We start from the raw sequence: 21098 nt of genomic DNA, 5'->3' as shown, positions 1-21098 counted from the left end.
CACGCCATGGCGTGGGGCAACATATCGCGGGGTTAAAACACCCGCCTACAAGCCATGGAAAGGTTCAACAAGGCGCGGTTTGTAGCATGGCCTTCAGGCCATGGAATCCTTGCAAAACGCTGCGGGGCTAAAGCACCCGCCTACAGGATAGGGTGGATTATCTTTGTAGCATGGCCTTTAGGCCATGGCATCGCAAATCCGATAAGAGTCTGTAGCATGGCCTTCAGGCCATGGAATCCTTGCAAAACGCTACGGGGCTAAAGCACCCGCCTACAGGGTTGGGGGGATTATCTTTGTAGCATGGCCTTTAGGCCATGGGATGATTGCAAAAAGCTACGGGGCTAAAGCACCCGCCTACGGGGTAGGGGAGATTATCTTTGTAGCATGGTCTTCAGGCCATGGAATCCATGTAAAACGATGCGGGGCAAAAGCACCCGCCTACAGGGGAGGGGAGATTATCTTTTTGTAAGCCATAATTTATTCCGTGGGTAATTTTCGTCCTTTTCGCCAGCTAAGAGTACTTGACCAATTGTGTTGGGAAGTTATAGCCTTTAGGTTTTGCCGCTGTAAACTGTAGATGTCTAATTTTAATCGTTTGCTTGTTACACTTGAGATGCTTAGCCAAGACATTTTGGAAGAATTGAACTCGCCAGAAATTCAGCAAAACCAGCATATTTCGATTCAGTATTTAAAATTGATTACACAGTATTGGAAAACCTCCTTGAAGTTGGCGGAAAGTGCCACAGACTTGACTGAAAAAGGCTTTTCTTATGCCATCACAGAAAAGGGCATCTGCGAGCATCTAGTAAATAAAAAGATGTTATTGATACAAAATCGGTTATTGGAGTATGTGGTGGAGTATTACAACACCAGTATTCGAATTGAAAAACTTCGTGATGTGGACTTTTCCGAAAATGCAGACAAGCGATTTGATTTATTAACTACTCGTGCTGTGAAATATAGGTCTCAGTATAAAGTAGTAGCCAAAGCACTAGATCCTGTTGAGTATCAAAGACTAATAACAGGAATAGGGCTGGCTGCATTCGATTGGAGTTGGCAAACGGTAACTTCTCCTTAACTACCGAACAATGGTTAATTTCACTACTATTTGGGTAATGCTATTAATTTTATCACTTAAAATACCTATCCAATTTCCTAACATACTGAAAAATTGAGATTATTAATTCTGGTTCGTTTATTGCTGAAACATTTCAAATTGGTTAATTCGTAAGGCCTATTTAAGGCTAAAAATAATAATTGGAGCCAACCTATGTACAACGACGAAGATTTGAATCAGGCAGTGGAGGCCGGTATTTTTACCGACGACTCTGTCACTACATTCAAAACCCATATTGCTCATTTAAAAAATACCTCAATGGCTGATGAGGAGAACTTTCGATTAATTACTGGTTTTAACGATATTTTCGTGGTTATTGCCAGCGGGTTACTCTTGGCGTCAATCGCTTTTCTCGGATATCATCTTTCTCCTATGCTAGGGACGATCGGGGTTGCTATTGCATCATGGCTTTTAGCTGAATTTTTTGTGGTGAAGCGCAGAATGGCATTACCTGCAATTATGTTGTTGCTGACATTTTTAGGCGGCGTTTTTGCCACTCCCTTAGTGAACTACCAACAACCTTCTGAAATTCCATTCCTAGTTGCCGGTTTGCTTAGCGCCTTTGCCGCTGTGCTGCATTGGAAACGGTTTCGAGTGCCTATAACAGTCGCCGCTGGAGTTGCAGCACTGAGCAGCAGTATGATCGCTGTTATATTGGCAGTGTTCCCAAGCGCTGTTGGTTGGGTAAATGGTTTGTTGTTAGGTGTTGGTTTAGCTATTTTTGGTTTGGCCATGTATTGGGATGCCTCCGATCGCAACCGGCAAACCCGTTCATCTGATGTCGCATTTTGGTTGCATTTGGCCGCTGCGCCGCTAATCGTGCATCCTATATTTACTTCTTTAGGCGTATTGCAGGGTGTAGGCGGTGTGTCAGTTTCTTTGGTGGTGCTTGGGCTGTATGTTTTGCTAGCGGCAATATCTATTGCTGTCGATAGACGCGCTATTATGGTGTCTGCATTGGTCTATGTTATTTATGCGTTCTCTACATTATTAGAAACTTACGGAATGGTAAGTTATAGCTTTGCAATCACTGGTTTGTGTATTGGCGCAACCTTATTGCTGTTATCTGCTTTTTGGCAAGTTAGTCGCAGACAAATATTGAAAGTTCTACCGGCTCCAGTACAAGGTTTATTGCCTGACGCGCAAAGCTAGTTCAACGGAAATACCCCACAATGTTTTTTGGCTATTGTGGGGTAGTATTGGCTGTTTTTTGTGATCCTTTAAGAGACTCATTTAAAACCTGCATTTCTGCAGCGGTTAAATTTCGCCATTGACCAGGATAGAGTCGAGACAGATCAATATGCATAATACGAGTGCGCTTTAATTTACTCACTTCATAACCTAAAAATTCACACATACGACGAATTTGTCTGTTTAAGCCTTGCGTCAAAATAATTTTAAATTTGTATTTTCCTAAAGGACTAACCTTACAGGGTTTAGTAACAGTGCCCAATATGGGCACGCCAGAGGCCATACGCGTTAAAAATCGTTCACTGATAGGTTGTGTGACGGTTACTTCATATTCTTTGTCATGGGCGTTCTCAGCACGTAATATCTTATTTACTATGTCGCCGTCGCTGGTGAGTAAAATTAACCCTTCGGATGGTTTATCTAAACGACCGATCGGAAAAATGCGTTGTTTGTGTCCAATCGCATCAATGATATTTCCCTTAACATGCTTCTCTGTGGTGCAGGTGATACCAACTGGTTTATTGTAGGCGATATAAATACGGTCGGATTTATTATTCGGCGTGGCACCAATTAACTTTCGGTCAACCCTGACTTCATCTCCATCAAAGACTTTAGTGCCCAATTCTGGAATCTTGTTATTTATGGTGACCCGATTTTGTTCTATGAGTTTGTCAGCTTCACGGCGTGAACATAAGCCTGTTTCACTGATGTATTTATTGAGGCGTTTGCCTTGCGCAATTGTCATAACGGATAAAATTGTTTGATGTCAGAATTTTTATGGTGGTTAGTGTAAGCGTTTTGTCGTAAAACTGATATAGCGACTGATTCTGTTATCACTTGATAATATGCGCAACCGCAAGGGATGTTCCTGATGCGGTTGCTTATTTTGTATATTCTATTTATTTATTAATGTGCTGATTAATAAATTCTTCGAGCGCAGCATATACTTGTCTTCGTCCCGCCTCTTGAAACAGACCATGTCCACCTTTTTCGAAGTTTATGTAGTCTACCTTTTTACCTAAAGCTTCAAAGCTGGCGAGCATCGCTTGGGCATTTTTAACCGAAACGATGGAATCTTTTTCGCCGTGAATTAACAATACATCTGATTTGATTTTGTCTGCATAATTCACTGGAGAGAATTGAGCTAGCTCTCGAGCGTTGGTGCCTAGGACTTTTTCAAAATAACCTCGGCCTCCATGACTCTTCATGTAAATGCTATCAGTATATGCATAGTTTAAATCGTAAATACCAACATAGCCTATGGTGCAGTTGTACAGTTCAGGCTCGCGCACACTGGCCATCAATGCTGCATATCCACCATAACTAGCGCCATATACACACATTTTTTCGCCGTCTACATATCCTTGGCTGACAACATATTTAGTGGCGTCGGTGATATCTTTTATCATCTTACCACCCCATTGACGATAGCCCGCTTGTTCAAACTGTTTACCATAACCACCAGAGCCGCGGAAATTAACTTGTAATACCGCATACCCTCGGTTAGCTAAAAACTGCACTTCACTATTAAACCCCCATGTTTCACTTATACCGTGGGGACCACCATGGATAACGACGACCATAGGGGGTTTTTGATTTTCCTTTAGTGCTAATGGCATGGTCAAGTAACCATGGATTTCCATATTGTCTTCAGTGGTGAATTGAAATGCTTGCATTGGTGCCATAGTGCGCGGGTCTAACCAAGAGCGGTTCGACCAGATAAATTCTGCACCCATTTTTTCAGTGTCAAATATGTAGTATTCGCCTGGATTGACATCGCTAGAGACACGCACCAACAGCTTTTTCCCATCTCGAGTTGAACTCGTGATGCTAACTTCCTGTTCACCGAAGGCCTCAACTAACATCTTATGCAGCTTGGCGGTTTTGTTTTCCTCTACATAATGATATTGCGGTTTACCCGGATAAGAAACACCAACTACCGGCATATTGGTTAATGGCTCCCGATTGGTATAAGCGATATCGGCTACCATATCGTCAAAAATCGGACTAAGTTTTTTGCTGGTGAGGTCTAGTACGTAATAAGTATTTAAATCTCTTTTTCCATAACTACCCGTTAGTAAAATCTTTTTGCCATCATTGCTGGTGCCAGTTGGTACTAGGTCTTTGTTGACCCCAAAAGCATCTACAATTTCTAGCCATCGTGAATCACGTTTTTCTCTATATGCTCCATGAACTTCTAAATTTTCATCATGCCATTTGATAAAATTAATTTCGCCAAATTTGTTGGCGATAGCGTGAGCTCCGGGGTGGGGAAGCACCTCGACTTTAGTTTTGCGGCCGTTGAATATATTTAACTTAGAAATAACTGAGTGTTTTTTGCGTAAGTCGTACCACTGGTTATGTTCTAAGGTCCAAGGGTGTTCCAATATTAAGATGTTTTTTTCGTCATCTACCAACAAGCTAATTATTTCGGGCGTGGCGTAACTGGCTTCGCGTTTTTTTGTTCTTGTACTGCGATCGCCATTCTCTCTCGCTCTCCAGCCATACAACATTTCTTGTTTACTGCCATCAACATTAATCGCAAATAACTCTCCGGTTGCAATTGGCGCATCATAGCGTAAACGTTTTTCTGCAAACTGATATACCACTCGTTCATCGCTGACCCACTGAGCCGAGTGAATTGCATCCCCTTCTTTTGGCCGAACGCCTCCCACTATTTTCATATTTTTGGCATCTAAAAAGACTAAACTTACCTCACCTTCGTGTTGTACTCGTGCGAGTAGGTGTTTGCCATCGGGGGAGATGGTCATATCTAAATAGTCACTGTGTTTGGAGAATTGATCTATGGGCAGTTTGCTTGCTAATACAGATGAACAAAATAGTAGCAACGCAAAAATTAAGCAGGTTTTCATATAAGCTTCCTTAGCTTCTTCCTTGATTGTCGATAGTGATTTCTCCATATTCCTTATCCAAAAGGACGACTTCGGAGAATATCCAAACCTTAACGAAAATAGACAAGATTGACAATTTATTTACCCAAAACTGTACTTTTTTTGTGAAGTGTTTTGTGCGAAAAAATGAACGTACATTAGAATGGAATAATTGCTTTAGGGCTTTGTAGAGTGGTTATTATTAAACAATAAAAAACCCGATTAAAAAATCGGGTTTTTTGATAGCTTAACTAAAAGTAATATTTACTTCTTAGCGTTACGCGCTTTAGTTTCAGCGATAACTTTTTCAGCAACGTTTGCTGGACAAGGCATATAGTGGCTGAATTCCATTGAGAATTGACCACGGCCAGATGTCATTGTGCGAAGTGATCCGATATAACCGAACATTTCAGAAAGTGGTACGTCGGCTTTAACGCGAACACCAGTAACACCTGCTTCTTGGTCTTTAATCATACCACGACGACGGTTAAGGTCACCAATTACGTCACCAACATGATCTTCAGGCGTAAACACGTCTACTTTCATGATTGGCTCAATAAGTTGAGGTCCGGCTTTAGGAATCGATTGACGGAATGCACCTTTAGCTGCGATTTCGAACGCAATTGCAGATGAATCCACGGCATGGAATCCACCGTCGTATAGTTCAACTTCAACATCTAACACAGGGAAACCAGCAAGAACACCAGTTTCCATCATACCTTTAAAGCCCTTCTCGATAGCTGGGAAGAATTCTTTAGGAACGTTACCACCAACAACAACTGATTTAAATGTAAAACCAGAACCTGGCTCACCAGGACGGATACGATAGTCAATTTTACCAAATTGACCTGAACCACCTGATTGTTTCTTATGGGTATAAGAATCTTCGATAGGTTGAGTAATAGTTTCACGATAAGCTACTTGAGGTTGACCAACTTCTAAGTCAACGCCATATGTACGCTTAAGAATATCAACTTTGATATCCAAGTGAAGCTCACCCATTCCTTTAAGAATGGTCTCACCAGAATCTTCATCCGTTTCAACACGGAAAGATGGATCTTCAGCAACCATTTTACCGATAGCGATACCCATTTTCTCAGAACCACCTTTATCTTTAGGTGCAACAGAGATAGAGATTACCGGCTCTGGGAATACCATAGCTTCTAGCGTACAAGGGTGTTTAGGATCACAAAGTGTGTGACCTGTTTGTACGTTTTTCATACCTACGATAGCGATGATGTCACCAGCTTGTGCGCTGTTTAATTCGTTACGGTCGTCTGCTTGCATTTCACACATACGGCCAACACGTTCAGTTTTACCAGTAAACGAGTTAAGAATAGTGTCACCTTTATTCAATTTACCTGAGTAAATTCGAACGAAAGTCAAAGCACCGAATCTGTCATCCATAATTTTAAATGCTAGTGCACGTAATGGCTCATCAACAGAAACAGTCGCTACTTCACCAGTCTCAACACCTTCTTCGTCAGTCAAAGGTTGAGGATCAACTTCAGTCGGGCTAGGCAAATAATCAACAACGGCATCTAGTACTAACTGCATACCTTTGTTTTTGAAAGCTGAACCACAGTATGTTGGGAAGAAAGACATGTCACGTGTACCTTTACGGATACAACGTTTAAGGTCTTCAATAGAAGGCTCTTCACCATCCATGTAAGCCATCATTAGATCGTCGTCTTGTTCAACAGCAGTTTCAACTAACATTTCATGGTATTCGTTAACTTTATCAACCATGTCAGCAGGAACATCTTCAATTGTATAGTTTTCAGGAAGACCTGTGTCATCCCAGATGTAAGCCTGTTTAGTTAATACATCAACTACACCAACAAAATCATCTTCTATACCGATAGGAAGCGTCATAACTAGTGGTGTTGCTGCTAAAACATTTTTAACTTGTTTAACAACACGGTAAAAGTCTGCACCCATACGGTCTAGTTTGTTTACGAAGATAATACGAGCTACTTCAGATTCGTTCGCATAACGCCAGTTAGTTTCTGATTGTGGCTCTACACCGCCAGATCCACAGAATACACCGATTCCGCCGTCTAGAACTTTAAGTGAACGATATACTTCTACTGTAAAGTCAACGTGTCCCGGGGTGTCGATTACGTTAAAACGGTGATCTTTCCAGAAACAACTTACAGCAGCTGATTGGATAGTAATCCCGCGCTCTGCTTCTTGTTCCATGAAATCTGTTGTTGATTCACCGTCGTGTACTTCACCGGTTTTATGAATTTTACCGGTAAGTTTTAATATACGTTCGGTGGTGGTAGTTTTCCCCGCGTCAACGTGGGCAAAAATACCTATATTTCTGTAATGAGATAAGTCTGACATTGGTCCACTCTGTGTCTAATAAAAAATTGCGCGGCATTATACAAAAATTTTCGACAGGTTACATTGTTTCATTTGCTTTAAAAATCAACAGTTTAAAAATTAATTCAAGGTTTGTTGAAAAAAGCCTTTATTTTCAGTTGGTTAAATGACCAATAAAGGTACTTTATTATTCTTAAAATAGTGTAGATATTATGAGTTTTATGATTTTAATTAGTTAAAATGCGTGAAAAGCGCGGAAAAAACACTTAATTCTCTAATTTTAAACCGCTTTTAAGCCATGGGCATGACACGATTTCTTCCAAGACGTTTTGCTTCATACAATAACTTGTCGGCTGTTTCGATAAACTGACTTGAATGTTCATTTGCTTGCAACTGGGCCACGCCAGCAGAAACCGTTATATCCCCTAAAGATTGGCCAGTTCGACGGTCTTTTACGGTGATTTTTTCGATATTTCGGCGCATAACATCGGCCATATGCCGAGCACGGGATTGATCCAGTCCTGGCATGATGACCGCAAACTCTTCTCCGCCGTAACGAAATGCTTGGGCATTTTCCCGGCAGCAGCTTTGTATCTTTTTCGCCACCGCTTTTAGTACTAAATCACCCATTTGATGGCCGTAGGTGTCGTTTATTTTTTTAAAATGGTCGATATCAATTAACGCTAGACTGCACTTATCTAGTTTTGTTTTACTGCTAATTTCAGAGTCGAAATAACGACGGTTGCATAATCCGGTTAACGCATCATAAAGCGCTTCTTGTTGACTGGCTTGCAACTGCGATTTAAGCCGCACTATTTCTTTTTCTGCACTGGCCAGAGCGCCATTGAAGCTGATGGTACTTTGTCTGATCACTTGCGATTCTTTGACCATATTGCGCACTAAGCCTAACACTTCCTCTACTGTCCAGCCTTCTTTTTCAACCTTGCTCAAATCGTCGATACAGGCGTCCATGAGGTTTTTATAATCTTGGGTTTCCGATTTAGTGTCTTTGAGGGATTGCGATAATTCAATCATCATACCTTCAAGAGACTGGCGTAAATCCCAAACATTCACTTCTTCTTTATCAGAAATGTAACTACGATAGAGATCTTTAGCCTTGAGTTCCGATATTGGAGAATCACTTTCTACAGCGGCATCTAACTGCTCATTTAATTCGGGAGAGTCGTTGCTGACATAGGTGTACCAAAGGGCATAATTGGTAGGGACGGCAGAAATTTTGTGTTTAACCAGCAAAGGGACGGTTTGTTTGAGGATGACAAATGACTGTTCAATATCTTTGGCTGACATACCTATCTCTCTGCTGTGTTAGATTTTTTCTTTGAGTCGCTTTTAGTCGGCAAGTTCTACATAAAACATACCGACTTCTGCTTTTATAACTTTGACCCTACTTCCTGCCGAAATAGGGTGGGAACTTTTCAACTTCCATTGCACTCCAGAGAAGTGATAATACGGATTTTCGGTAGCAGAAACATTTTTTTCTAACAAAAAATCATGACCAATTAAATCACTTTGGGCTGGTTTAGTATCAACGTCTTGTTGAATATTTTTAAGTGGCTTCCACAGCAATACAGCACTAATTGCCGTTAAAATACCCACTGTTAACGTAGCACTCATTAACGTATCTGGAATCAATCCAAGATACAAAAGAGCGCCAGCGGCAACACAGGCTAAACCCACAAAAAACATTATGAAAGTTGCGAAGCCTAAAATAGCAATTTCTATGGCTAACATGACTAAACCAAGCACAATTAAACTTTCCGCCAAATTGTTACTGATTAAATCCATGCCTAGTTTCCTTTGTTCATGGAATTAATGACCGTCATAGCTTGAGCAACGACTGAGGCGGGCTCTGTTGCGCCATCCGGCAGCAGAATAATAGATGATTCTTTGGCTATTGCTTGTTTGGCTTCGATAGCTTTTGTGGCTAGATCCAATTGTATGGCTTTTTGCCCTTCAACGGTATTAGCCTCTACACCAACTTTACGCAAAGCTTCGGCCTGCGCTTCGGCAACGGCAACAATGGCTTTAGCTTCACCTTCAGCTTGCAATACTTGTTCTTCTTTATCAGCTTCTGCGGCTAATACTACAGATGCTTTATTACCTTCTGCACGGTTGATTGCAGCTTGTCTGTCGCCTTCGGACTCTAGAATTTGAGCTCGTTTTACGCGCTCTGCTTTCATCTGAGCTTCCATTGCTTCCATTACTGATTGTGGCGGAACAATGTCTTTAATTTCGTAACGAAGAACCTGAATACCCCAAGGGCCGGCTGCATCATTTATTGCTGCTACGATATTGGTATTGAGCATGTCACGCTCTTCGAACGTTTTGTCTAATTCCATTTTACCCAGTTCAGAACGCATGGTGGTTTGGGCTAATTGAGTAACTGCAAAAACGTAATTATCAACACCATATGTTGCTTTATACGGGTCCATTACTCGAAAATACAAAACACCATCTACAGATAAAGATATGTTGTCTTTGGTTATGGCACTTTGTTCTGGAACATCTACAGCTTGTTCTTTTAAGGAGCGATCTGCGGCAACGTTGTCGATAAACGGAATAATGAAATTTAAACCCGCTTCTTTGGTAGATTGAAATTTTCCAAAACGCTCGACTAAAAATGCGCGATTCTGAGGCACGAATTTAATTGATGATTTGATGAGTACAATAACAAACACTAACAACGCGGTTTGTACGGTAAAGATATAGTCGAATAAGAAATCCATGTGCTAATACTCCTAGATTACGTCTTTTAGCTAAATTAATTTGAAAGCTTGGCATGCTTTATCCCACTATTTGCCAAACTAAGCAAATAAACAGATCAGCTTTTGTCAATAGTTTAATATAAATGGGTAAGATTATGCACCTTCGTTCACAATTCGACACAAAAAAAGGGCGCTTAAAGCGCCCCCTATTAATAACATTAGCTGTTTAGGCTAGCCTAAGTTTAATGAACCCACTTATGTTGTTTGGCTTTTTCATGAACTCTCGCTTCCGTTTCTTTAGGCATAAAACTTTGATTATCTTGTTCAAAGAAAAACGCTTGTCGCTTATGTTTGCTGTTAACTTCGTTCATGGTTGCCGCGTCGTAGATACGACCATTGATCACGGTATAGTCTACATACTCACTGCGCCTAATATCGGCTAACACGTTACCGTCGATAACCACTAAGTCTGCTACTTTTCCTACTTCAATGCTACCAATCTGTTTATCCATACCCAAATGTTTCGCACCATCAATGGTCCCACCTCTTAGGGCTTCCCAAGGCGTAAATCCACCTTGTTGCATGGACCATAGCTCCCAATGTGCGGCTAAGCCCTCTCGTTGACCATGACCACCGATATGGATACTTACGCCGTTGTCTCTTAGCTCTTTTGCATAAGATGCCACATTAAAATGGTTATATTGATTGTCTGGCGCCGTAGGTCGGCGAATCGAACGACGATCGATAATATAAGATGGCGTGTAACGCATCAAACGAGGATTCTTCCAAACTTCAGTACGGTCGTACCAATACTCTTCTCCCATTAAACCACCATAGGAAACGATAAAGGTTGGTGTATACCCCGATTTGGTTGCCGACCATAATTTGGTTAAGTCATTGTAACCTTTGGCAATGGGCAGTGAGTGCTCTAAGCCAGTGTGGCCATCTACTACCATAGTGATATTTTGCTGTAGTTTACCGCCACCTTCTGGCACTACCATCATTTCCAGTTCTCTTGCCGCAGCTAATACTTGTTGGCGCTGATCACGACGAGGTTGATTATAACTTTTAACCGAAATTGCACCGACGTCTTTGAGTCGCTGTAAGTGATACTTAGCATCATCAAAACTTTTGATGATTGCTTTGTAACCCAATGCTTCTGCGCCGTACAAGATCGTACCGGTTGAGTAAATGCGAGGTGCAACGATTTTGCCTGCTTTTTGTAACTCAGCCGCGGAAAAAATTTCAGTGGTGTCGTTTGATGGATCGTGAATAGTGGTCACACCAAACGCTAGATTAGAATATTGACTCCAATTTTGCTGGGGAATAATTTCGTTACTGCCCTGGGATCCATGGGCATGGGTATCTATTAAACCAGGAATAATGGTTTTTCCTTCAGCGTTAATAATAAATGCTGAATCAGGAATCTCGATATCATCAACTTTGCCAATCGCTTCAATTTTGTTGCCGTTAATTAAGACAACCGCATTTTCGATTATCTCTTGTTGATTATCTGCATCACGCATGGTGACGACGGTACCGCCAACAATGGCTTTAAAACCTTCTGGTTTATCAGATTTTTGACTGAATGACAGGTTAATGCCTTCGCTAACGGGTTCTGGCAATGTGGCTGGTGCATCTGCGATAAAATCAAAAGCGTCTTTCAAATCTCGTTCGAAATAATAAGGGCCGTGATACCACGAAAGTGTTTTATTATCTGGAGACCAAGTGAGATATTCACCGGCTCGACTTGAAACTTGTTTAATTGGCGTTGCAGTACTTGATGGTCCGATATTTTGACGTTTCCCCATTTCCATAAATGGCGCAACGTAGGCATTGTACTGATGCACAAAAGCAATCCATTTCCCATCATGGGATAACCGATATTCGCTAATTTTGTCGGCACCATATAAATGTTCACGGAGGTCTTCACCGTTTAAATCAACACTGACTAATTGGGTTTCGGTGTAAGGAGTACCGCCAACGACAGCGGTAAAATACACCCGCTCGTTTGAGCCTGCAAAATGCGGGGCAACGCCACTTTTAGAAATTCGAGTATGGGTCTTGTCATCTAAGTTTGTAACATATAACCCCGGTTCAACTGACCACTTAGGGGTAAGTAAATATCCTCCAGTGGTTTTTCTATAAGTTACCATTTCACCGTCTAACGAAAAGCTAGGTTCAACATAGTGACCTGGATTGTTTGAAATAACTTTACCTTTGCCGCCTCGAGCAGACACGATTCTAATCGTTCCTAAATCTTGGTCATGCCATGTGGTATAGACGATTTTCTTCCCGTCATTTGAATAACGAGGGAAATATTCATCATGGTCATTTTGTTTGGTTAAGCGTTTTACTTTGCCTGATTTCAAGTCTTTGACATATAACTTGCCTAGGGCCTGATAAAGAATACTTTTTCCATTTGGTGATTTCTGAGCCCAGCGTATCATTTTTACGTCAAACGAATCTGGTGCGACATCCACATCAAAACGCAGCGCATCTGCATATTGTGCTGTTGTTGATAGGTTTACTGGAATGTCTTCAATTTCGAGGCTATCTACATTGAGTTTGTGAAACTTACCTGCGGTCCAAAATACTATATTTTCAGAGTCTGGGGTCCAATCAAAATAGGCAAAATAGCCTTCACTACCGAAGCCTTCTTGCATATCTCGCTCAAGTTCTTGAAATAAAACTCGTTCGCTGCCATCTGACAAGTCTTTAACAAATAATGCCGTTCTGTTCTTAATCCTACGAATAAACGCTAGCTTTTTACCATCGGGAGAGGGAGTGGGAACAATTGCGCCACCAGTGCCGCTAACAAATCTCTCCTCATCACCGTTTTCTAGTTCATAACGGGTAATCGCAAAAATCGATTTCAAGGGATCTCGGTTGTAACTAAATGTCGAGCCTCCCGTAATGTCTTGGGTAAAATAAACATACTTTCCATCGGGAGAAAATGCAGGATCAGCGATATTTTTTTGATCTGCTTTGCCATTGACTCTTGCTTTGATTTGAACGCCATCGCCACCAGAAAAGTGATACATCCAAATTTCGCCAGCAGGGATACTACGACTCGACATTATGCCTTTGGTAGCAAGAATATATTGTCCGTCAGGACTCCACTTTGGAGAGTGCATAATGTTATTTTTTTCGGTGGTGACTTGGGTTAATTCACCACTGTCTAAATCCATCATCCAAATATTAGACAACCCACCTCGGTCGGAGCTAAACGCGATTTTTTTGCCATCCGGACTAAACGCAGGTTGAATATTCCAAGCGAAATCTTGAGTGAGCGCTTTTGCTTCACCACCTTGGCTATCAACAATGAAAATGTCTCCCAAAGTGTCGAATGCCATTTTTTTGCCATCGGGTGAGATATCTAAACTTGACCAAGTAACTTCGTCAGTATCAATTTTAGTTGAAGACAATTCGAAAGGGGGATTAAGTACATCCCAATCTTGTTTTTCAGTTGAAGGCGAATCTGTTTCCGCATCTGCATTTTCTTCTTGTGCAGCAAATATATGAGCAGAAAACAAAATAGAAATGCTGAATAGTAAGTAGCTTACTGTAGCGCTTCTGTTTAGTGTATTCATTGAGAATTCCTGTCGTTTTATTATTAGTTTTGAAATTCACTTTATAAGCAATAAAGTTCATATTCTGTCCTGTTGAAGCGTCAACACTATACACTTTAGATTGATTGACGAAAATGTTTCAGGGGTTGTACGCAGGCGTTTAAATGTATGCTTAAAGGTACACTTTGTTTATATAAGGCCGTTTGGCATTAGCAATTTAACTTACATTAGATAAATATCTAGGGTGGATTAGCGCTTGCACCAGTAACTCTGTAATAGGGTAGCCGGTGAGTTGTTCAAAATGTATGAACATTGGACTGGGATTTGCCTCTAAAAAATAATAATTGCCTTTGTTGTCACGTCGCCAGTCAATCGCAGTCCAATGCATATTAAACGCCTGAGTCAAGCGTTTGGCCAAAGCGACAATCTTAGAAGGGGTCTTGGTGGGAATATGGATTGGATTTGATTGCAGTCTAAAGTCGACCTCATCACTGACTATTTCTGCACTGAAAACCTCGGAACCAATGACATATGTACGAATGTTTGTCCCTTCAATATATTCTTGAATTGTCACAGGCGCATATTTTAAGACTTTATGAAGATGTATCGAACTGAGCAATTGTTCATCTATTAAAGTGGCATGTGAGCCGCCATAAACAGGTTTGAATAATAATTTTTTATAGTGTTTTGCAAACGCAAGAATATCTTTGATTTCATTACCAATATAGGTCTGTGGGATTAATGCGCCCACTGTTGATGCCTTATGTAATTGCCGAGGTTTGACTTTGTGAGAATCAAAAACTTGCCATGAATTAACCCAGCGAATACTGGTCTCATCGAAAAAAGTCCGTAAAGCGCTTGAGCTATCACTCATGGCGATTTGATACAAAGAAGGGTTGGTATTAGCTACCAAGCTAGGCGGTCCAACACTGCTCCAAAAAACACTATCGATTTGTGCAAACTTATAGAAGGTAGAGTTTAACCGCAACCCACCTTTGGCTAACATCGGGTCCCAACTAATACTGTGGCAAGAAGGGTAAAGTGATGTGTCAAATAATGCGGCTTCAACCCCTGATTGATGGCATGCTTGAAGCATATGTAATGCGTGACAGTCTTGGCTGGCACCTAAAATAATAACGACCGACATAACACGTCCTGTAATTTTTATCGAAGTTAAATTTTCAGATATAGTGAACTACCTTAACAAGGTAGTTCACTACTTTATGGCTTAGAACCAATTACCAAAACTGCCGCCTTCTTCGCCAATTGCCATGGTTGTTTCCATGGGTGGTTTAATTGGTGAGCGGGAAGGCAACTTGGCATCTTTCGGCAGTTGAATTGCGAGCGAACCCGCAGCAACTTGCTCGGTAGATAAATTGTTAAGTTCCATTTTTGTATTGAATGGATGTTCCATTTCATTCTCCTTGTAATATTTACTTTAGTAATTTGTCGTACATCATTGTACTGACAATATGAGTATGGCTAATATACTCAAAAAGTTAACTGTACTAGAGTACAGTTTTAAGCTGTTTCATACGCATTTGGGAACAATGAACGCAGCATTTTTCGATTGTTTATTGCTAACTTTCTAAAAATGTTAGTGCAATGAAATTTCACCGTCCGTTCGCTGATAAATAATTGATCAGCGATTGAACGGTTACTCAAACCTTCGCGCACTTTATTGGCCACTTGTGCCTCTCTTTTAGATAGTTTGTTTTGGTACAACTCCAACATGTTTTCCATTGTATTTTTCCTTAAATAGTAGGTTGATGTTTACGGCTGTTTTATCGACGAAGTCACATCGCTTAATCTGCCATTCTCCAAGCTCAACACCTTGTCGGCGCTGGCTATGGTTTGTGGACGGTGAGCGATGATCACTCGTGTGATCGATAACTGTTTAATATGATTGTTTATCGCCATTTCGTTTTGCACATCTAAATGGCTGGTGGCTTCATCCAAAAACAAAATTCGCGGCTCTTTGTATAGCGCTCTGGCTAAAATAATGCGTTGCTTTTGACCGCCGCTTAAATTGGCGCCCATATCGCCTACCAAAGTGTTGTATTGCATACTGGTTTTAGCGATATCCTCATGAATACAGGCCAGGTGGGCGCAATAAACAATTTTCTGCATATCGATATTGGTTGAAAGGCACGCAATATTTTCTGCAATAGATCCGGTTAGAAGCACGTCATCTTGCATTACCGCTGCAATGCTTTGTCGATAGCTATCTATGTTTGAAAGAGCAATGCCATCGACCAAAACTTGTCCATTTGTGGGTTGCAGTAATCCCATCATGCACTTCATTAACGTACTCTTGCCGCAGCCACTAGGACCAACGATAGCGATGGTAGAGCCTGACTCGAATGTGTGGTTTATATTTTGGAATACAGGTGCATCAAGTTGGCTATATGAAAACCCTAAATTAACTAAGCTAATTTCGCCGTGTATTTTATCGTGCTCGGATGTTGAGCTGGTTAGTCGCGGGTTTTTGAATTCCTTAACCATGGGATCTTTCGAGGTGTAAACTACATCAGCAAGTCGTTCACAATGTAGCTCTAGCATCCTAAATTCTATCAATTTTTCAATTAGGTTATTCATAGAATTGATAAAGCGGGATTTATAACTGACAAATGCAAAAAGCATCCCCACACTCAGCGTATTGTTAGTGACTGCCAGTGCTGCAAAATAAATAACAATTATGTTTTCCAGCCCAAACAGAATTTTATTCGCTGTATCAAAGCCGATATTCCAGCGCTGTAAACGTATTTCTTTATTCATGGCTTCCGCAAGTTTGTTTTGCCACTGACTTTGTCTGTCCGTTTCCTTTTCAAATAGCTTGATGGTCTGAATTGCTCTTACCGATTCCATAAAATGGCTGTTTTCTTTAGCCGAAGAAACAATGCTTTCTTCGGTTAAGCGTTTTAATGGTTTGTAAAAAAGATAGCGCAGTAGTGCATACAGAAAGACGATTGCTAAAACGATGAAAGTTAATTTGCGGTCATATAAAAACATTACCCAGACAGTGAGAGTCGCCATTAAGCCATCAACAAATACCGTCACTAACCCGGTTGTTAGCAGTTCTCGTATGCTTTGTAGCGAGCCAAACCGTGAAACAACATCACCCATGTGGCGTTTACTAAAATAATCTAGAGGTAACCTTATAAGGTGCGTAAATACATTTGCTGCCATTTGAATGTTTAGGCGGCTTGATAGATTTAAAATGACCGTTTGGCGAATGTATGAGGTGCCCGTATCTATCAGTAAGAGCAAGCCGAATCCAAATGCCAAAACCGTGAGTAAATTGAGGTCGGAACGCAAAATCACATCATCGATGACGGTTTGCATGTAATAAGGTTGGATCAATGCAAAAACTTGGATGAAGATTGAAAGCAATAAAATAATGGCTAAACTGCGCTTCAATCCATTAATTCGATTCCAAAAATGACTCAAGGATAACTTTCGTTTTTGTTTGCCTTTCTCAAACGCTGGGGTCGGGGTTAGCTCTAGTGCTATTCCGGTGAATAGTTTGTCAACTTCGGCAAGCTCTAATACCCGCTCTCCAATCGCAGGGTCATGAATATACACTTTATGTCTAGTGACTTTTTTTAATACTACAAAGTGCTTCAGTTCCCAATGTAAAATACAGGGTGTTTGCAATTCAGTTAGTTGTTCCATCTCAAGGCGTAATGCCCTTGAAGACAACTCCATCTGACCTGCTATTTGCATAATTTGTTTTAATGTAGCCCCATGGGCAGAAATGGAAAAGCGGTTTCGAATACTGGTTAAATCTATTTCATATCCATAAAATCCGCTGATCATCGCTAAACACGCTAGGCCACACTCAGACGCTTCCGTTTGCAATACGCAGGGCAGTGAGTGGCGAGAGCTAAAGTTAAGCAAACTTTCGGGGCGAGGAAAAGTAGTACTATTCATTAGATTCTACCCCGCAAACTCAACAACGGCTCAAATATCCACTCAAGTAAACTGCGTTCGCCCAATTGCACATCTGCTGATAACGTCATTCCTGATTTTAAACTTAGCTTTTTGCCATACGCTGATACTGACTGGGATTCGAGGGTGGCATGCACTAAATAGACAGGTTCTTGAATATTCAGGGGAGCATAGTGCACCTCATTAGGTAAAATCACTGCATCGGAAACACTCGTAATAGTGCCTTGATACAATCCAAACTTTTGATATGGGAAAGCGTCATAACGAATTTGTATAGGTTGGCCCTGTTCAACAAATCCAATCGCTTTTACTGGCACTAAAAGTTTCGCCTGAATCTGACTTTCTTGCGGCACGACTGAAAGCAAGGGGGTGTTTAGATTCGTTTGTTGACCCACTTGGGCTTGGAGATTCGATATTAAACCATCTCGCGAAGCCTTTAATACATGTCGACTTTGACTGCTTAACTGGGCTATTTTTAGTGCTAGGTCGCTGAGTTTAGATTTTATCTGATTGGCTTGGTTTAACTGATTTTGTGGTAGCGTTAATAATTGATTCTTGGTTGCATTGATATCATTGTTTAAGTTTATTTTTTCTCTCTGCAATGCCTGTTCTTGATTTTGTAACCCCAGTTTTTGTTCTAAAACCTGCTCTAAATCAGCTTTGGAAATATGTCCAGATTTGCGCATCGATTGATAGTTCTGGTAGCGTGAAGAAACCAGAGAATGACGTTTTTGAAGTGTCTCAATCTGAGTATCGAGCCTAATGATGTCTTGACCCATTGCCAATAGTTTTGACTGGGCATTTTGAATCGTTATGGTGTCGATTATTTCGACTCGTTCTATTTGTGCCAATAATATACGTTGCTGATTTTTATATTCATCAAGCAAGGTTGTTTGCAAACTTGAGCCGCTGCTAAGTGTGCGGTCTCCGTCTATTACAAGCAGTGCTTGGCCTTCTGATACGAATTGTCCCTCTTTAACTAACACCCGCTCTATTCGACCTGATGTCGTTTCAGGAAACACTTTGACAACGCCATTTGGCGGCTCTAACCATCCAGCAACGCTCTCTTTGCGCGCGTACTGACTTGTTACTAACCAAGCTAAAGCTGCAATAATCCAGGCACTCACAAAAAGCGTCACTAATACATGAGAAGAGGTAGGGATAAGCAATATCTCACCGTGAAGCCGATTTTTTTGGTGATCGATAGCGCTTTGCCTAAACAGAGATTCTTGCATGCTCTTTCCTTTTCAGTTTTGTGACTGTTTTATGTCTATTGCCGTTTCACTCTATTTGTTGCTCATTACCACTTGCGTAGGAAATATCCATCCTTGGATTTACCGCTCCTTGTTGCAAAAAATACATGCTGACGATGCCTGAAGCGTGATAGTTATCATCTCGGACAACACAGAATTAACTTCTCTGTTTAAATGTCTACATAGTGCTTTCTTGCCTTGGTTTCCTTACCATCTTTGGTTTTACAACCTTCTTCCTTGATGCCTCCTTGCTGATCTGACTGCAAGCCTTCCTAGCTTCAATCGGATTTCGCGCTTGGCGTTCCTTGCTTTAACGATCCTTCGTTAGTCCGTTTTTGACTCATTCCGTTTGTGTCAATGTCATTTTCCGTAATGACGATTTAAGAATAAAAAAGAATGAAATAAATGCGTTGGAATTTTGGGACGAAAAAATACACAAATGGGACAAAAAATAAGAATGTCTTATATTTCAATAGGAAAAATGATAGGTCTTGCAGTAATGGGACAAAAACTAGTAAATTTGGGACATAAAAATCATAGCGCTGTGTCAGCCACTAAGATTTTAATTAAATTGAGGTATAGTTTTAGTTACGGCTTGGCGATTGCGGCTAAGTTTGCGTGCACCAATTATACAAATGCGTGGGTTTTTGCGGTTGTTGATTGTTAGCGTTTACACTTTAAAATTTTATTTTGCCAACTAGCATGTCTTTAAACATTACCCAATCGCCTAAAAAACTATAAAGGGGGTAAGTAAATGTCGCTGGCCGATTATGTTCAAAGAAAAAGTGTCCAACCCATGCAAATCCATAGCCTAAAACCGGCAATACTAGAAGATAACGCCATTGCCCAGTGGTAAATATAAAGGCCAGCGTAAGCAAGATTAAAAAGGATCCTACAAAGTGCAGTCTGCGACAGACTGGGTTCTGATGTTCTCGCAAGTAAAACGGATAAAATTGAGAAAAACTTTTGTATTCTTTATCTGCCATTATCTTTACCTTTCGCTATCACGTTGTTGATGCTCAGAACACTAGCACATACAAATTTAATATAATGTCGCTTAATTGACATTGTCGTGCAAGGTGATTAGCAACAACGCACTATTTTTGGGCACTATTTATATCGCTAGGTTGCTTTTTAAAATCAATGCCCCCACTTTAAACCGATAGTATTCAATCAGTGCGTTTCAGTTTATGAAACTAAAAAATAGAAAGAGCTAAAAATGCAGAATTTTGTAAACCTGAATATAGAAAATTTTCAACAAGTCATAATCGAAGAGTCTAAAGAAAAGCATGTGCTGGTGAATTTCTGGGCACCGAATTTGGAAATGTGTGAACAACTCACACCCATTTTGGAAAAGCTTGCTAGTCAGCATGCCGAGCATTTGATTTATGCCAATGTAAATTGCGAACAAGAGCAGCAAATTGCACAACAGTTTGGGATTCAAAGTTTACCCACTGTTATTCTAGTTAAAGACGGTCAACCGGTTGACGGATTTGCGGGCCCTATGATGGAAGAGCAAATTCAGGAATTGTTAGAAAAACATTTGCCTAATGCTGAAGATGGTTTGTATGAAAAAGCCGTCGCTTTAGTTAACCAAGGCGATTATCAACAAGCTTTTACTATCGCGAAGCAAGCCCATGATTTGGCGTCTGAAAGGGCCGATATAGCCCTAGTGTTAGCCGATTGTTATGTGGAGTTAGGCAACACCAAACAGGCTCAACTGTTGTTAGATAACATTCTTTTAGTCGATCAAAATGGTTATTACCACAGTATTGTTGGCAAAGTAGAGTTAGTTGAAAAAGCATCCGAGTCGCCGGAAATAAAACAACTGCAAGCTCAGTTGGAACAACAGCCAGATAATTTAGAACTGAAAGTTGAATTAGCTGTGCAATTGCATCAAGCCAATAAACCTGAAGAAGCATTAGAATTACTTTTCGCAGTGCTTAAAAAGGACTTAAGTTTTGGGGATGCACGCAAATATACTTTGGATATGATTAATGCGATGCCTGATGGCGATCCATTGAAGTCTAAGTCTCGTCGCACAATGTACAGTTTATTGTATTAGAGTC

General features: G+C 40.8%; 16 protein-coding genes. 3 read left to right on the top strand and 13 right to left on the bottom strand.

Annotation, left to right across the window (positions count from 1 at the left end; genetic code table 11):
* The first annotated feature begins 577 nt into the window (after positions 1–577).
* Together ABWV72_RS20385 and ABWV72_RS20380 are read left to right on the top strand one after the other, a co-directional pair.
* Positions 578–1078 carry a hypothetical protein gene (locus ABWV72_RS20385; protein WP_216047951.1) on the top strand — a complete coding sequence of 167 codons (501 nt, stop codon included), beginning with the start codon at positions 578–580 and terminating at the stop codon, positions 1076–1078.
* 192 nt (positions 1079–1270) lie between these two features.
* Entirely contained in the window at positions 1271–2269 is a 999-nt protein-coding gene (locus tag ABWV72_RS20380) for a hypothetical protein (RefSeq protein ID WP_353372769.1), read from the top strand.
* A 31-nt stretch (positions 2270–2300) separates the two neighbouring features.
* Here the strand turns inward: ABWV72_RS20380 and rluF are convergent, their stop codons facing one another.
* From rluF to ABWV72_RS20315, 13 genes are all read right to left on the bottom strand, one after another.
* Positions 2301–3053: a 23S rRNA pseudouridine(2604) synthase RluF gene (rluF, locus tag ABWV72_RS20375; RefSeq protein ID WP_342806740.1), complete on the bottom strand. Its 753-nt coding sequence runs from the start codon at positions 3051–3053 to the stop codon at positions 2301–2303.
* Positions 3054–3207: 154 nt separating this feature from the next.
* Positions 3208–5229 (bottom strand): alpha/beta hydrolase family protein, encoded by a 2022-nt coding sequence (locus tag ABWV72_RS20370; protein WP_353372767.1) that lies wholly within the window; start codon positions 5227–5229, stop codon positions 3208–3210.
* A gap of 234 nt (positions 5230–5463) precedes the next feature.
* Entirely contained in the window at positions 5464–7548 is a 2085-nt protein-coding gene (fusA, locus tag ABWV72_RS20365) for an elongation factor G (RefSeq protein WP_216047947.1), read from the bottom strand.
* Between the two features lie 270 nt (positions 7549–7818).
* The gene (locus tag ABWV72_RS20360; protein ID WP_216047946.1) at positions 7819–8835 is read right to left on the bottom strand and encodes a GGDEF domain-containing protein; all 1017 of its coding nucleotides are present in this window, start codon (positions 8833–8835) and stop codon (positions 7819–7821) included.
* A 42-nt stretch (positions 8836–8877) separates the two neighbouring features.
* Positions 8878–9333, bottom strand: a complete 456-nt coding sequence (locus ABWV72_RS20355; RefSeq protein WP_303502167.1) for an NfeD family protein — start codon at positions 9331–9333, stop codon at positions 8878–8880.
* Positions 9334–9335: 2 nt separating this feature from the next.
* Entirely contained in the window at positions 9336–10274 is a 939-nt protein-coding gene (locus ABWV72_RS20350; RefSeq protein ID WP_216047944.1) for an SPFH domain-containing protein, read from the bottom strand.
* Between the two features lie 221 nt (positions 10275–10495).
* On the bottom strand, positions 10496–13846 hold the full coding sequence (locus tag ABWV72_RS20345) for an amidohydrolase family protein (protein ID WP_353372763.1): 3351 nt from the start codon (positions 13844–13846) through the stop codon (positions 10496–10498).
* A 196-nt stretch (positions 13847–14042) separates the two neighbouring features.
* On the bottom strand, positions 14043–14972 hold the full coding sequence (locus tag ABWV72_RS20340) for an ATP-grasp domain-containing protein (RefSeq protein WP_216047942.1): 930 nt from the start codon (positions 14970–14972) through the stop codon (positions 14043–14045).
* Between the two features lie 81 nt (positions 14973–15053).
* Positions 15054–15239 carry a hypothetical protein gene (locus tag ABWV72_RS20335; RefSeq protein WP_216047941.1) on the bottom strand — a complete coding sequence of 62 codons (186 nt, stop codon included), beginning with the start codon at positions 15237–15239 and terminating at the stop codon, positions 15054–15056.
* A gap of 107 nt (positions 15240–15346) precedes the next feature.
* On the bottom strand, positions 15347–15568 hold the full coding sequence (locus ABWV72_RS20330; RefSeq protein ID WP_216047940.1) for a response regulator transcription factor: 222 nt from the start codon (positions 15566–15568) through the stop codon (positions 15347–15349).
* A gap of 30 nt (positions 15569–15598) precedes the next feature.
* The gene (locus ABWV72_RS20325) at positions 15599–17758 is read right to left on the bottom strand and encodes a peptidase domain-containing ABC transporter (protein WP_353372760.1); all 2160 of its coding nucleotides are present in this window, start codon (positions 17756–17758) and stop codon (positions 15599–15601) included.
* Positions 17758–19011 (bottom strand): HlyD family secretion protein, encoded by a 1254-nt coding sequence (locus ABWV72_RS20320; protein ID WP_216047938.1) that lies wholly within the window; start codon positions 19009–19011, stop codon positions 17758–17760. Before ABWV72_RS20320 ends, ABWV72_RS20325 begins: the two co-directional genes overlap by 1 nt.
* Before the next feature lie 695 nt (positions 19012–19706).
* Positions 19707–20015: an Mpo1-like protein gene (locus tag ABWV72_RS20315; RefSeq protein ID WP_216047937.1), complete on the bottom strand. Its 309-nt coding sequence runs from the start codon at positions 20013–20015 to the stop codon at positions 19707–19709.
* A gap of 233 nt (positions 20016–20248) precedes the next feature.
* Between ABWV72_RS20315 and ABWV72_RS20310 the strand changes: the two genes are divergently transcribed.
* Entirely contained in the window at positions 20249–21094 is an 846-nt protein-coding gene (locus ABWV72_RS20310) for a thioredoxin family protein (protein WP_216047936.1), read from the top strand.
* Positions 21095–21098 lie beyond the last annotated feature (4 nt).

The sequence above is a fragment of the Aliiglaciecola sp. NS0011-25 genome (genome assembly GCF_040370605.1).
GTDB classification, from domain to species: Bacteria; Pseudomonadota; Gammaproteobacteria; order Enterobacterales; family Alteromonadaceae; genus Aliiglaciecola; species Aliiglaciecola lipolytica_A.
Note: the sequence above shows the minus strand (reverse complement) of the source record. Positions and strands in the feature narration are given on the sequence as shown.